Source organism: Micromonospora tulbaghiae, assembly GCF_900091605.1.
In the GTDB taxonomy this organism is placed as follows: Bacteria; Actinomycetota; Actinomycetes; order Mycobacteriales; family Micromonosporaceae; genus Micromonospora; species Micromonospora tulbaghiae.
This window is the reverse complement of the sequence record NZ_FMCQ01000012.1, coordinates 97,394-111,208: the sequence shown is the minus strand read 5'-3', so window position 1 is coordinate 111,208 and position 13,815 is coordinate 97,394. Positions and strand designations below refer to the sequence as shown.

11 protein-coding genes are annotated in these 13,815 nt (G+C 75.9%); 7 read left to right on the top strand and 4 right to left on the bottom strand.

The window, feature by feature from the left end:
- Nucleotides 1-12: 12 nt before the first annotated feature.
- Genes GA0070562_RS28020 through GA0070562_RS28005 form a run of 4 tightly spaced genes read left to right on the top strand, consistent with a single transcriptional unit; the run spans nucleotide 13 to nucleotide 7,102 of the window.
- The gene (locus tag GA0070562_RS28020) at nucleotides 13-2,577 is read left to right on the top strand and encodes a fibronectin type III domain-containing protein (protein WP_175438905.1); all 2,565 of its coding nucleotides are present in this window, start codon (nucleotides 13-15) and stop codon (nucleotides 2,575-2,577) included.
- A 24-nt stretch (nucleotides 2,578-2,601) separates the two neighbouring features.
- Entirely contained in the window at nucleotides 2,602-3,597 is a 996-nt protein-coding gene (locus GA0070562_RS28015; RefSeq protein ID WP_091427560.1) for an AAA family ATPase, read from the top strand.
- A gap of 2 nt (nucleotides 3,598-3,599) precedes the next feature.
- Nucleotides 3,600-4,754: a DUF58 domain-containing protein gene (locus GA0070562_RS28010; RefSeq protein WP_091427559.1), complete on the top strand. Its 1,155-nt coding sequence runs from the start codon at nucleotides 3,600-3,602 to the stop codon at nucleotides 4,752-4,754.
- Nucleotides 4,748-7,102 carry a transglutaminase TgpA family protein gene (locus GA0070562_RS28005; protein ID WP_139135506.1) on the top strand — a complete coding sequence of 785 codons (2,355 nt, stop codon included), beginning with the start codon at nucleotides 4,748-4,750 and terminating at the stop codon, nucleotides 7,100-7,102. Before GA0070562_RS28010 ends, GA0070562_RS28005 begins: the two co-directional genes overlap by 7 nt.
- A 102-nt stretch (nucleotides 7,103-7,204) precedes the next feature.
- On the opposite strand, the gene GA0070562_RS28000 is transcribed toward GA0070562_RS28005, so the two are convergent.
- Nucleotides 7,205-8,005: an SDR family oxidoreductase gene (locus tag GA0070562_RS28000; RefSeq protein WP_091427556.1), complete on the bottom strand. Its 801-nt coding sequence runs from the start codon at nucleotides 8,003-8,005 to the stop codon at nucleotides 7,205-7,207.
- A gap of 1 nt (nucleotide 8,006) precedes the next feature.
- Complete coding sequence (locus GA0070562_RS27995) at nucleotides 8,007-8,981, bottom strand: LLM class F420-dependent oxidoreductase (protein WP_091427554.1); 975 nt, start codon at nucleotides 8,979-8,981, stop codon at nucleotides 8,007-8,009.
- A gap of 144 nt (nucleotides 8,982-9,125) precedes the next feature.
- Here GA0070562_RS27995 and GA0070562_RS27990 point away from each other — a divergent pair, with 144 nt between their 5' ends.
- Together GA0070562_RS27990 and GA0070562_RS27985 are read left to right on the top strand one after the other, a co-directional pair.
- Nucleotides 9,126-10,337: a low temperature requirement protein A gene (locus GA0070562_RS27990; protein ID WP_091427552.1), complete on the top strand. Its 1,212-nt coding sequence runs from the start codon at nucleotides 9,126-9,128 to the stop codon at nucleotides 10,335-10,337.
- Nucleotides 10,338-10,383: 46 nt separating this feature from the next.
- A complete protein-coding gene (locus tag GA0070562_RS27985) occupies nucleotides 10,384-11,223 on the top strand; it encodes a DUF1028 domain-containing protein (protein ID WP_091427550.1) in 840 nt (279 codons plus the stop codon).
- A gap of 7 nt (nucleotides 11,224-11,230) precedes the next feature.
- On the opposite strand, the gene GA0070562_RS27980 is transcribed toward GA0070562_RS27985, so the two are convergent.
- Together GA0070562_RS27980 and GA0070562_RS27975 are read right to left on the bottom strand one after the other, a co-directional pair.
- Nucleotides 11,231-11,902, bottom strand: a complete 672-nt coding sequence (locus GA0070562_RS27980; RefSeq protein ID WP_091427548.1) for a maleylpyruvate isomerase N-terminal domain-containing protein — start codon at nucleotides 11,900-11,902, stop codon at nucleotides 11,231-11,233.
- A 6-nt stretch (nucleotides 11,903-11,908) separates the two neighbouring features.
- Entirely contained in the window at nucleotides 11,909-12,790 is an 882-nt protein-coding gene (locus GA0070562_RS27975; RefSeq protein ID WP_091427546.1) for a phosphatase PAP2 family protein, read from the bottom strand.
- A gap of 93 nt (nucleotides 12,791-12,883) precedes the next feature.
- Here GA0070562_RS27975 and GA0070562_RS27970 point away from each other — a divergent pair, with 93 nt between their 5' ends.
- The gene (locus GA0070562_RS27970; protein ID WP_091427543.1) at nucleotides 12,884-13,573 is read left to right on the top strand and encodes a DUF3159 domain-containing protein; all 690 of its coding nucleotides are present in this window, start codon (nucleotides 12,884-12,886) and stop codon (nucleotides 13,571-13,573) included.
- The last annotated feature ends 242 nt before the right edge of the window (nucleotides 13,574-13,815 follow it).

Below are 13,815 nucleotides of genomic sequence, written 5' to 3'. Positions count from 1 at the left end.
CCACGGTCGCGGATGCGCGGCGGACTGGTGACCATCGGCACGGTGGCCGCGCTACTGGCCGCGATGGGCTTGACGGTGCTCGGGCTGGGCGCGGCCGACAACGCGGTGGCGAGCTTCGACGCCTCCTCCTGGTTGTGGAGCACCACCCGCAGCGAACTGGCCCGGGTCAACGGCGTCACCGCGCGGGTGGACACCCGGATGGAGGTGCCGGGCGGGCGGCGGCACCAGATGCAGGTGGCCCAGACCGACCGGCTGCTGATCCTGCGAGACCTCAACACCGGCCGGGTCAGCTCGCTGGACCTGGCGACGTTGCAGATCACGGCCACCACGCCGACCGCGCCGGGGCTCGGGGTGAGCGTGGCGCTGCACGAGGACGCGGCGTTCGTGGTGGACGCGGTGCAGGGCATCGTCCGGCAGCTCGACCCACGGGCGCTGACACCGGTGGGCGAGCCGGTCCGCTACCCGCCGGGCATCACCGGCGGCACGTTCGACGGCGCGGGCAAGCTGTGGATCGCGGTGCCGAGTGAGGGCACCGTCTCGGCGGTGACCGCGGCCGAGCTGCCGGAGACGCCCGGTGACGCGCCGCCCGCCGGGCTCAGCCCGAAGCGGGTCGAGACGTACGACGTGGCCGAGCCGGCGCACGAGCTGGTGGTGTCCACGCTGGACGAGGGCGTCGCGGTGCTGGACCGGACCTCGGCGTCGCTGGTGACGGTGGTCGGCGGGCAGACGCAGCGGGCGGAGTTGAGCATGACCGCGCCGGGGAGCCTACCGACGCGGACCAGCGGGCCGCAGGTGCCGGTCACGGTCTCCGGTGACCGTTCGGTGCACGTGGTGCGGGACAGCCGCGAGGTGAAGCGGTTCACGGTGCCCGGCACCGGCGCCCGGCTGAGCCCGGCGGTGTCGTGGGCGGGCCGGTTCTACTGCGCCGACGAGAACACCGGCACGGTGTACGCCTTCGACGCCGAGGGTCAGCTCGTGCAGACCGTGAAGGGCTCCGGCCGCCCCGGTCCGGTCGAGCTGGAGGTGCGCGAGAACCACCTGTTCATCAACCCGCCGGACTCGTCCACCGCGCAGGTGGTCGACGACCGCAACCAGGTCCGTGAGGTCGACAAGTACGCCAACGACGTGCTCGGCGGCGACCCGCCGCCGGTGGCCCCGCCGCCGCCCCCGCCGAAGAAGCCCAAGGTGTCCAAGCCGGGTGCGCCGAAGTCGGTGACGGCCGCCGCTGGTGACGCGTCGGCGCGGGTGAGCTGGCAGGCCGCCGCGTCCAACGGCGCCGAGATCACCCGGTACGTGGTGGAGGGCGCCGGTCAGACCCACCAGGTCGGCGCGAACCAGCGTGCCCTGGAGATCACCGGTCTGACCAACGGTGAGACGTACACGTTCTCGGTGCACGCGGTGAACGCCAAGGGTGAGGGGCCCGCGCGGCGCAGCAACCCGGTGGTGCCGACCGCCGAGGTGCCGGACCCGCCGGCGTCGGTGACCGCCGAGGCCCGGCCGGACGGCACGGTGCGGGTGAGCTGGCCCGAGGCCGACGGCCAGGGCAACAAGATCGCGAAGTACGCGGTGACGGCGACCTCGGCCGGCGCGAGCGCCCCGGCCGGAGAGTCGGCGAAGACGGAGCTGGTGGTGCCGGCCGGGCAACTGGAGTACGGCACCCAGTACGCGTTCACGGTGACCGCGGTGAGCGACAAGGGCGCCGGGTCGAAGGCGTCGCCGGTGAGCAACACGGTGGTGCCGTTCACCACGCCGAAGGCGCCGACCGCGCTGCGCGCGTCCACTGTCGCCGACCAGCCGGGCACGATCGCGGTGCAGTGGTCCCCGGCGGTGGACAACGGCCGCCCGGTGACGAAGTACGTCGTGGAGGCCGCCGGGAAGTCCGTCGAGGTCACCGACGTGCAGGCCACCGTGGGCGGGCTGGGCAACGGCCAGAACGTGACGGTGAAGGTCAAGGCGGTCAACGAGGCCGGGTCGGGACCGGAGGCGAGCACCACCGCGCGGACGGTGGCCGAGCCCCGGATCACCGTGACCGGCTCGTCGGCGGACGCCACGTCGGTGACCGTCACGTTCACCGTGGACGCGGGCGGCGGGCGCGCCACCTGCACGGCGGCGACCGGCGGGAAGACGGCGAGCGGCAGTTGTTCCAGCCTGCGGGTGACCGGGCTGACGCCGGGCACCGCGTACACGGTGACGCTGACCGCGTCGAACGCCGCAGGCAAGGGCACCGCCTCCCGCGCGCAGACCACCGACCCGGTGTACGGCATCGCCACGTGCAAGAACGGGCCGGACGGCGACCAGCGGACGTACTGCGACAAGGACGTGGCCGGCCGCAACGGCAACGAGATCTTCGAGGTCCCGCGGCAGGACAACGACCGTCAGGCGGGCTGGGTGCCGGACGGCCGGCGGCTGCGCACGTACTGCAAGGTCAAGGGCGAGGACGTGGACGCCTGGATCTACAACAACAACAAGCAGAGCACCTGGTGGATCCAGGTGGAGTACCAGGGCAGGACGTACATCCCGTGGGCCTGGCTCAACCTGGAGGGCGGCGACGACCTCGACGTCCTGCCGGCCTGCTGACCGCACCGTCCGAGAGGCACACCCGTGAACACGCACGAACCGCTGAGCCAGCCGGAGGTGCAGGGCTTCGCCGCCCTGGCCGCCCGGCTGGCCGACAACGTCAACGCGGTCGTGCTCGGTAAGCCGCAGGTGGTGCGGCTCGCATTGACCGCGCTGTTCGCGCAGGGGCACGTGCTGCTGGAGGACGTGCCGGGCGTCGGCAAGACGACGCTGGCGCGGGCCGTCGCGGCCACCGTGAAGGGGCAGTGGCGGCGGATCCAGTTCACCCCCGACCTGCTCCCCTCCGACGTGTCGGGGGTGACCATCTTCAACCAGGCCACCCGGGGATTCGAGTTCCACCCGGGGCCGGTGTTCGCCAACATCGTGATCGCCGACGAGATCAACCGGGCGTCGCCGAAGACGCAGTCGGCGCTGCTGGAGGTGATGGAGGAGCGAACTGTCACTGTGGACGGCGTACGGCACCCGGTGCCGCAGCCGTTCCTGGTGGTGGCCACGCAGAACCCGGTGGAGATGGACGGCACCTACCGGCTGCCCGAGGCCCAGCTCGACCGGTTCCTGGTGAAGCTCTCCGTCGGCTACCCGGACGAGGCGGTCGAGGTGGAGGTGCTGCGCGGCGCCACGGTCCGCTCCCCCGACTCGCTCAGCGCGGTCACCGACACCGCCACGGTGGGCGAGATGGTGAAGATGGCCCAGCGGGTGCACATCGCCGAGCCGCTCTACGCGTACGCGGTGCGGCTGGCCGCTGCGACGCGTACCCATCCGCAGGTGCGGGTCGGGGTGAGCCCGCGCGGGGTGATCGCGCTGACCCGGGCGGCGTGCGCGTACGCGCTGATCGACGGCCGGGGCTGGATCATGCCGGAGGACCTGAAGGCACTCGTGGAGCCGGTGTTCGCGCACCGGCTGCTGCTCACCCCCGATGCGCAGGTGCGTGGTGTGACGCCCGCCGAGGTGCTGCGCCAGGCGGTCGCGTCGGTGCCGGTGCCGCTGCCGTCCGGCCAGGCCACAACGGTGCACGGCTGAGCGTGGGGATCACCGCCCGTGGTGTCGGGTTGCTCGTCGCCGCCCTGGTGCTGCTGGGCGTGGGGTTCCGGTACGCGTACCCGGAGCTGACAGTGCTCGGCGCGGCGGCCGCCGTGGCGGTCGGCTACGCCGTGGTGAACGCGGCCTGGCGGCCCCGGCTGAGCGTGGACCGGCGGGCCGACCCGGACCGGGTGGCCCGGGGTGAGCCGGCGGCGATGGAGCTGACGGTGCGCAACACCGGCCGGTTGCGGGCGGCGAACCTGGTGGCCGAGGACCGCTGCGCCGGCGCGCTGGCGCCGGTGCCGCTGCTGCGGTTGCGTCCGGGCCGGGACACTGTCGTGCGCTACGAGGTGCCGACGCACCGCCGTGGGGTGGTACCGGTGGGGCCGCTGCGGGTGGTGCGCCGGGATCCGCTGGGGCTGGTGGCGCTGGCGCGCGGCTACGGCGGCACGGTGCCGGTGTGGGTGCACCCGCGCATCCACCCGCTCTCCGCGGTGCCCACCGGCGCCGGGCGCAGCCTGGACGGGCGTACCGACAGCGTGCCGCACGGGTCGATCACGTTCGACTCGTTGCGGGAGTACGTGGTGGGCGACGAGTTGCGCCGCGTGCACTGGCGCACCAGCGCCCGGGTGGGTGAGCTGATGGTGCGGGAAAACGTGGACACCAGCCTGCCGCGCCTGGTGGTGGTGCTGGACAACCGCGCCTCGGCGCATCCGGGCCGGGCCGGTGGTGTCGCGGAGTCGTTCGAGTCGGCGTGTGAGGCGGCGGCGTCGGTGGTGGCCGCCGCGGTGCGGGAGGACCTGCCGGTGCACCTGCTGCTCGTCGTACCGGCCGAGGTGGAGCCCGCGGGCGCGGCCGGGCCGCTGGACCGGCTGGCCGCTGTGGAGCTGGCGGACGCCGGGGCGGAGGTGCTGCCCGCCGCGACCGGGCGGCTGCGCCGGGACCGGCTCGGCGACACCCTGGTGTTCCTGACCGGGCCGGGTGGCCGTGACGACCTGGGGCACGTGGGCGCGCTGCGTGGCGCGTACCCGTCGGTGGTGGTGGGGATGTTCGGCGCGGACGGGCCGACGCCGGCGGGCGCGGCGGGCCTCACGGTGCTGGATGCGGCCGACGGCGCGGCGTTCGCCGCCGAGTGGGACGGGGTCCGCCGGTGGTGACGCCGCCGCGGACCGAAGCGGCGGCGGAAGGCGCGGTCCGGGCGTTGCGGGCCGCGCCGGTCCCGGCCGCGCTGGTCGTGCTGGTCTCGCTCTCCGGCGTGGTGCTGGGCCGGGTGTACGCGGACCCGCTGCTGACCCGGCTCATGGCCGGCGCGGCGCTCGGCTCGGTGCTGGTCAGCGTGGCCACCCGGCGGCTGCCGTCCTGGCTGGTCGCGCCGCTGTCGGTGGCCGCGCTGGCCGGGTGGACGCTGCTGTCGCTGCGGCTGGCCGCCGCGCACGCGGCGCTGCCCGGCGGGCTCGGCGAGGTGGCCGCCGACGCCGCCCGCAACGCGATCCCCCGGCTGCTCACCGCGATGATCCCGGTCGAGCCGGCCCCGGACACGGTACTGGTCCCGGTGGTGGCCGCCTGGCTGGCCGGGCTGACCGCCGCCGAGGTGGCGCTGCGGGCCGGGCGGGTGCTGCTGGGCTACCTGCCGCCGGCGCTGCTCTACGCGGGCGCGCTCTACGTGGTGGGGCCGAACGCGGATCCGGCGATCGGCCCGACGGTGCTGTTCGCGGCCGTCGCGGCGGCCGGCCTGGCGGCTTCTGGGCGCCGCGACGGCCCGGCGCCCGATCCGGTCGCCGGCCTCAGTCCTGCGGTACGCGCGGCGGTACGGCTGCGGCTGGTGGCGGCGAGCGCGGCCGGGCTGGCGGTGGTGGTGGCGCTGGCGGCGCTGCTCGCCCCGGTGGTGGCCGCCCAGGTCGACGAGCGGCCGGTCGACCCGCGCCGCTACGTGGAGCCGCCCCGGGTGGAGTCGCTGGACGAGAACCCGCTGATCCGGATCTCCGGGTGGGCGTTGAACCCGGACCAGCGGCTGCTCGACGTGCGCACGAGCGGGGGCGCGGCCGGGGACGGGTCGCCGCGGATCCGGCTGGCGGTGCTCAGCGACTACGACGGGGTGACCTGGCGGGTCGGCGCCACGTACCGCAACGCGGGGCGGATCCTGCCCGCCGCCGAGCCGGTCCCGAACGCGGCCACCGACGAGGTGCGCCAGGAGATCACCGTCGGAGACCTGACCGGGCGGCTGCTGCCGGCGGTGCCCACGCCGCGCGAGGTGACCGGCGCGCGGGTGGCGTACGACCCGGCGACCGGGACGCTGATCCGGCCGGAAGGGCTCGCGCCGGGGCTGCGGTACGAGGTGTCGTCGGTGCGGGAGCGCCCGGACGCGAACCTGCTGCCCACGGCGAACGTGCCCGCCGGTGACGGGGTGGCCCGGGTGCTGCGGGTGGCCGACGGCGCGCCGGAGCCGGTGCGACGGCTCGCCACGCAGCTCGCCGAGTCCAACGGCGCCCCGTACGCGCGTGCCGACGCGATCGCCGCGTTCCTGGCCGAGCACTACCGGGTGACCGCTGACGCGCCCAGCGGCCACGCGTACCCGAATCTGGCGTTCTTCCTGTTCGGACCGCGGAACGGCGGCGGGCAGCGGGGCACCTCGGAGCAGTTCGCCGCCGCGTTCGCGGTGCTCGGCCGCCTCGCCGGCCTGCCGACCCGGGTGGTGGTCGGGTTCGAGCCCAAGGGTGACGGTCCGGTGCGGGCCGCCGACGCGTACGCCTGGCCGGAGGTGCTGTTCGACGGCGTCGGCTGGGTGCCGTTCGACCCGATGCCGCGTCCGGACTCCGAGCCCCGCCCGGTGGAGGAGGACTTCCGGCCGCAGCCGGAGGATCCGCCGCCGTCGGAGGTGCCGGCGCCCACCGAGGAGCCGAGCGCCACTCCCCCGGCCGCCGCGCCCGCGCCCGGCCGGGCCGAGGGCGGGCTCGGCACGCCGGTGCTGGTCGGCGGCGGCGTCGGTGGCCTGCTGCTGGTGGTCGGGGCGGTGCTGGCGGTGCTCGTGGCGATGCGCCGCCGGCTGACCCGCTCCCGGTTGGACACCGGTGACCCGGGCGAGCGGGTCGCCGGTGCGTGGCGGGAGCTGACCGACGCGCTGCGGCTGGCCGGGCACCCGGCCGGGCCGGACCTGGCGGCGGCCGAGGTGGCCGAGCGGGCCCGCCGGACGCTCGCCGAGGCCCGCGCGGCGCGGTCCGGGGAGGGCGCGGCCGGGCCCACGGACCGGCCCGGGGACGGCGCAACCGGGCTCACGGACCGGGCCGGGGACGGCGCGGCGGCCTACGGCCCGGACGAGGCGGCGGTCGACGAGCTGGCCGCCCTGCTCAACCAGGCGGGCTTCGCGCCGGGCAGTGTCACGCCGGAACAGGCGGAGCGGGCCGCACGGCTGAGCGCCGGCTTCGCCGACGCGCTGCGCTCGGCCCGCTCCCGGTGGGGCCGGTTGTTGTGGACGGTCCACCCGGGGCCGCTGCGGTGGCGCCGCTGACCGGACCTGCCGGACCTGCCGGACCTGCCGGGCCTGGCCGCGCGGCCCGCTGCCGCGGTGCTGCGGGCCACGCCCGGGGCGGAACCGCCGCGACGGCCGGGCTCAGCGGCCGGCGGCGCGCAGCTTCCGGACGAGCTTGCGCAGTCCGGCCTGCCAGCCGTCCGGGTCCTCGGCGCGGCGGCGGGCGTAGTCGGCGACCTCCGGGTGCGGCAGGATCAGGAACCGCTCCTCGGCCAGCCCGGCGATCACCGCGTCGGCGACCTGGTCCGGGGTGAGGATCGTCCCGGACGCGGCGATCACCCGGGCGCCCAGGTGCCCCTCGGCGAGACCGTCGGCGAGCATCGGGGTGTCCACGCCCTGCGGGCACAGCGCGCTGACCCGGATGCCGGCGTCCCGGTAGGTGATCGCCAGCCACTCGGCGAGACCGGCGGCGGCGTGCTTGGTGGCGGTGTACGGGGCGTCGCCGACGGCGGTCAGCAGTCCGGCGGCCGAGCAGGTGAGCAGCAGGTGTCCCTGGCCCCGGCCGAGCATCCCGGGCAGCACGGCGCGGGCGCTGTGCAGGTGCCCGAGCACGTTCACCTGCCAGGCCCGCTCCCAGTCGGCGTCGGGGGCGTCGATGCCGCCGCCGGTGGCCACGCCGGCGTTGGCGCAGAACAGGTCGATCCGGCCGTGGCGGCGCTCGGTCTCCTCGACGAGCGCGCGTACCGCCGCCTCGTCGGTGACGTCGAGCCCGACGCCGCTCGCCACCGGGCCGATCGCGGCGGCGGCCGCGCGGGCCGCGTCGGCGGCCAGGTCGGCCAGGACGACAGCGGCGGCGCCCTCGGCGGCGAACCGGCGGCCCAGCGCCGCGCCGATCCCGCCGGCCCCACCGGTGATCACCACCACCCGGTCGGTCAGGTTCATCTCAGGCCACCTTTCCGGGGGCGAGCCGGGGCAGCAGCTCCATCCAGGCCGCCGTGCCGCCCTCGGTGATCTCGGGGGTGGGCAGCACCGCGACCACCGGCACGTCGACGCCGTTGTCGGCGTACCGGCGGACGGATGCCGCGCACTGCTCGGGCGAGCCGTGCAGCACCAGCGCGTCGACCACCTCGTCCGGTACGGCGGCGGAGGCACCCCGCCGGTCCCCCGCGGCCCACGCCTCCCACATCGGGCCGAGTGAGTCCTCGCGGCCCAGCCACCTGTGGAAGGCGGCGTACGCGGGCACGGTCAGGTAGCCGGTGATCATGCGGCGGCCCAGTGCGCGGGCGTAGGTGGTGTCCTCGGTGGGGCAGACGAAGATGCGGGCGGCGACGTCGAAGCCGGGCCGGCGTTCGCCCACCTCGGCGAGGGCGGTCGGCACGTCGTCGGCGGCCAGCCAGTTGAGGATCACCCCGTCGGCCTCGGCGGCGGCCAGGCGCAGCATGCCGGGGCGCAGCGCAGCCAGCAGGACAGGCGGCGGCACGCTGGGCGGGCGCTCCAGCGTGAACCGCCGGACCGCGAACGTGTCGAACGCGCCGTCGACGGTCTCGCCGCGCAGCGCGGCCCGCAGGAAACGCAGCACGTCCCGGGTCCGCTTGAACGGCTCGTCGAACGGAATCGCGTTCCAGTCGCGTACCAGCACCGGCGACGAGGAGCCGACGCCGAGCGCGAAGCGGCCCGGCGCGGCCTCGGCCAGCGCGGCCGCGCTCATCGCGAGCAGTCCCGGCCCTCTGGTGAACACCGGCGTGATCGCGGTGCCCAGCCGCAGCCGCGGCGACCAGGCGGCGGCCAGGGCCAGCGGGGTGAACGCGTCGGCGCCGGCCACCTCCGACGACCAGACGTCGGTGAACCCGGCGTCGTCCAGGGCCGCGTAGACCGCGGCGTGGTCGGCGAGCGGAATACCGCCCAGTGGCACGGTCATGCCCCATCGGTTCGTCACCCGTCGATGGTGCCCGTCCGGCATCGCCCGGAGCAAGATCCAGGCGGATATGGGTGATCCGCACCGAGGCGCCGGGAAAGAGTGTTACGACTGCCGCATGAGTCGGACCGGGGTCGGGGCCCGGCGGTGAGGACCGCCGAGCCGGCCGCGCTGCGCTCGTCCGGCGGCGGGCCCGACCGGGCCACGTTCCTGGAGCTCTTCTTCGACCTGGTGTACGTGTTCGCGCTGACCCGGATCTCGGCGCGCGCCTTCGAGGACCTGGTGCTGGAGGGCGGGCAGACCGGCTGGACGGCGGTGACCGGCGGCGGCAAGACACTGCTGTTGCTGCTCGCGCTCTGGGCCGTCTGGCAGGGCACGGCGTGGACCACCAGCCGCTACGACCCGCACCACCTGTGGTTGCAGGTCATCGTGATCACCGCGTTGATCTCGGCGATGGTGATGGGGGTGGCGATCCCGCGCGCGTTCAGCCACAGCGGCCTGATGTTCGCCGCCGCGTACGTGGTGGCCCAGGTCAGCCGGCCGGCGATCCTCGTGCTGGTGCTGCACAGGCAGCAGTACCGCCGGCTCAAGCTGCGCATGCTGATCACGTTCTGCGCCACGGGTGTGCTCTGGCTGGCCGGCGCGCTGCTGCCGGGCAGCGCCCGGGTGGTGCTGTGGACCACGGCACTGCTGCTGGAGTACCTCGCCGCCCGGTTCGGCTGGCCGATGCCCGGCCTGGGCCGCTCGACGGTGTCCCGGTGGGACATCCACGGCGAGCACTTGGCCGAGCGCTACCAGCAGATCTTCCTGGTCGCGCTCGGTGAGACGATCCTGCTCGCCGGTCTGGCCTTCACCCGCTCCCCCACCAGCCCGGGCATGGTCGCCGCGTTCGCCGTCGCGCTCGCGACCTCGGTGCTGCTGTGGCGGATCTACGTGCAGCGGGCCGGGCAGATCCTGGGCGAGGCGGTGACCCGGGCCGCGCACCCGGCCACGGTCGGCCGGTCCGCCGCCGACACCCACCTGGTCATGGTGATCGGGGTGGTCGCCACCGCGATCGGCTACGAGCTGGTCATCGAGCACCCGGCCGGGCACAACGAACTGCCCTGGCTGGCCGTGATCCTCGGCGGGCCGGCCGTGTTCCTGGCCGGGCGGGCCCGCTTCGAGTACGAGGTGTTCGGCCGCGTCTCCCCGTCCCGGCTGGTGGGGATCGCCGCGCTGCTGCTGCCCGCACCGCTGCTGGTGCGCCTCGCGCCGCTCGTCGCGGCGATCCTCGCCGCGGTGGTCCTCACGGCGGTGGCGGTGGCCGACGCGCGCCGCGCCTGGGGCCGCCCGCCGGAGGAGGCGGCGACACCGTTCTGAGCGGCGACGCCCGTGCGGCACACCGCTACCGGGCTACGATCCGCGCGTGACCTTCTCGCTCGTCGCCCGCTCCGCCGACGGGCACCTGTACGGCGTGGCGGTGGCCAGCCGCTTCCTCGCCGCCGGGGCGCTGGTGCCGGCCGCCGAGGCACTGGTGGGCGCGGTCGCCACCCAGGCGCACGCCAACCTCGCCTACCGGGCGCAGGCTCTCGCGCTGCTGCGTACCGGCGTCACCGCCGGCGACGCGGTGGCCGGGCTGGTCGCCGCCGACCCCGGCCGCGACGACAGGCAGCTCGCCGTGGTGGGGGCGACCGGCGACGGGGCCACCTGGACCGGGCCGCGCTGCCACCCCTGGGCGGGCGGGCAGGCCGGCGACGGCTGGGCCGCACAGGGCAACATCCTGACCGGCCCGCAGGTGATCGACGCGCTGCGCGACGCCTGGCTGGCCCGCAACGACCTGCCGTTCCCGCAGCGCATGCTGGCGGCACTCACCGCCGGTGACGCGGCCGGCGGTGACCGGCGCGGCCGGCAGAGCGCCGCGATACTCGTGGTGCAGCGCCACGGCGGCTACGCCGGCACCGGCGACGAGCTGGTGGACCTGCGCGTGGACGACCACGACGACCCGGTCGCCGAGCTGCGCCGCCTGCTCGGCATCCACCACATGCTGTTCGGCCGCCCCGACCCGGCCACGCTGCGGGATCTCACCGGTCCGCTCGCGGCCGAGGTGGCGGACCTGCTCGCCGCCACCGGTCACCCGGTCGGCCCGGCCGGCCTGGACGACGCGCTGGCGGCCTGGACCGGCCTGGAGAACCTGGAGGAACGCTTCGTGCCCGGCCGGATCGACCCGATCGTGCTGGAGCACCTGCGGCGGTGTGCCGGGCGCTGAGCGGAGATCAGCCGCCGAACGCGAGCCGGCTGATACCGGCGCGGGCCAGTTCGGCGTGCTCGTCGCCGGTCAGCGGCAGCCGCCCGGTGGCCTTGCGCAGCACGGTGAGCGCGTCCCAGCGCAGGCCCTGCGGCACCGGCGCGCCGCCGGTGAGCACGCCGACCACCACGGCCGCCGCGGGCGGGGTCAGCCACGGCGGCCGGTCCAGCGCGTCGGCCAGGTCCAAGCCGTGCACCGCGACCTCCACCACGCGGGTACGCAGGAACTCCGGCAGCGCCATCGCGTCACCGTGCCGGGTGCGTACCACCCGGCCGGGCGACGCGGCGGCGACCGCCTCGTCGGTGGCGCGCCAGGCCCGGCCGAACTCCCCCGCCACCTCGGCCGCGCCCGGGTGCTCCCGGGCGGCCCGGCGTGCCGAGTCGACGCGGTCCCGGTCGACCGGCGGGCTGAACTTGGCCGCGCCGAAGTAGGCGGCGGCGTCGACCTCGGCCCGGGGCGGCGCGGGTTCGGCGAGCATCCCGGCCAGGCGCCCGGCTCCGGTGCTCACGTGCGCGATCAGGTCGCGTACCCGCCAGGGCGGACACGGGGTGGGCCGGTCCAGCGCCGCATCGTCCAGCTCGCGCAGCACCCGTTCCAGGCGTTCGCACTCGGCCCGGAACGCCGCCCGTACGGTCTGCACCGGTGGTCAGCCCTTCCAGCGGGGCACCAGCCGGTGCACCACGACCAGCACCAGCGCGGCCACCACCGCGATCGTGCCGGCGATGCCGGCCGCGCTGCCCGCGTACCCGATGAACAGCGGACGGCGGCCGAGCGCCTGGACGGGGACTGTGGAACGGTCGACGAGCCAGGACAGCGCCACCGCGGAGGCCAGCAGGGCCACCACGCCGGCGCCGCCGAGCACGGCGCCGGCCACCCGGTGCGCGTCGCCCGGCTCCACCACCGCCTGCTCCCGCTGGAAGAACAGCAGCACCAGCCCGGCGACAGCGGCCCACGCGCCGACCACCAGGTACGCGGCGACCGCGTCGCTGGGCCGGTGCCAGCCGGCGGAGAGCGTGGCGACGCCCGCGGCGGCGGCGTACCCGGCGCCGAGGAACGCCCCGGCGACCCGCAGCTTGCGCGGCAGCACCAGGATCAGCGCGACCGCCACCGAGGCGGCCACCGTGGTGTGCCCGCTGGGCAGGCTGTTGCCGGCGGCGGCCCGTTCCGGGTCGATGCCGAAGTCGGGACGGAGCAGGTAGTGCTTGAGCAGCTGCGTGGTCACGTTGGCCCCGGCGATCAGCAGCGTCGCGGTGACGGCGAGCGCCTTGCGCCCCCGGATCAGCGCGATGAAGCCGATCACCGCGGTCGCGGCCAGCAGCGACACCACCGACATCGCGTTGAGGAGTGTGTCCACCGGATCGTCGATGCGATCCTGGCCGATCCGGTTGCCGGTGAGCGCCACCGTGTCCAGCCACTGGCCCAGTTCGGTGTGTACGGCGAAGCGCCACACCAGCCCGAACGCGGCTGTCTGGATCAGGGCCAGTACGACCAACCAGACCGCCGTCCAACCCCTCGCCGTCTCCCGCACCCGGACAACTTAACGGTAGGCCCGCTCCGGCGCGCGGCGGAGCGCCATCGGCGGCGGCGTACGGTGAGGCGGGCGATTTCGAGGAGGTGGCGCGTGACCGGCACGCCACAGCGGCAACCGGAGGACGGGCCGCGGCCGGAGTCGCTGGCCGACCTGCTCGGCGGCCGGCGCGGGGCGGTGGACGCGACCCTTCCCCCGCTGGCGTTCGGGCTCGGCTGGGTGCTCGGCGGCCTGGGCGGCGGCGTGCTCGCGGCGGTGCTGACCGGCACGGCGGTGGCCGGCTGGCGGTGGCGGCGCGGCGACCGTCCCCGCTCCGTGCTGGTCGGGCTGCTCGCGGTCTGCGTGGCCGCGCTCGTCGCGTTGCGCACCGGCCGGGCCGCCGACTTCTTCCTGCTCCAGATCGCCGCCAACGCGGCGAGCGCGCTGGCCTGGGCGGTGAGCATCGTGGTGCGGTGGCCGCTGCTGGGTGTGGTGGCCGGCACAGCGCTGGGCCAGCGCACCCGGTGGCGGCGCGACCCGGCGCTGCTGCGGGCGTACGGCCGGGCCAGCTGGGTGTGGACCGCCAGCTACGTGCTGCGGGTGGCGGTGTTCGTGCCGCTGTGGCTGTACGGGCAGGTGGTCGCGCTGACTGTGGCGCGCGCGGCGCTGACCTGGCCGGTGATCGCGGCGGCGCTGGCGGGGAGCTGGGTGGTGATCCGGCGCTCGCTGCCGGCCGGCCATCCGGGGCTGCGGCACCCGGTGGACCCGGCGGACGCGGACGGTGTGGCGGCGCGCACAGAATAATGGAGAGGCCGCCACGGGGGGAGCGGCCTCTCCGTCAAATACGTTACTCCGTCCAGGGCCCGGATGTGATCCCGTGGACCGCTGAATTTTCCGTGCCTTTTCGCGCCATGGGTCGTCGCCGGGCGGAGTGGTGGGCCGGCCGGTCCGCTGCGTCGGCCGGACGGCCGGCCCACCCGGCCTGACCGTGGGCGTCAGGCCGTTCGCCGACCCGGCCGCTCCGTTCCCCCATCGGCCGGGTCGGC

Coding starts and splice junctions, on each gene's coding strand:
- GA0070562_RS28020 (WP_175438905.1), top strand. CDS start 13: ATGCGCGGCGGACTGGTGACCATCGGCACGGTGGCCGCGCTACTGGCC.
- GA0070562_RS28000 (WP_091427556.1), bottom strand. CDS start 8,005: ATGAACCTGACCGACCGGGTGGTGGTGATCACCGGTGGGGCCGGCGGG.
- GA0070562_RS27995 (WP_091427554.1), bottom strand. CDS start 8,981: ATGACCGTGCCACTGGGCGGTATTCCGCTCGCCGACCACGCCGCGGTC.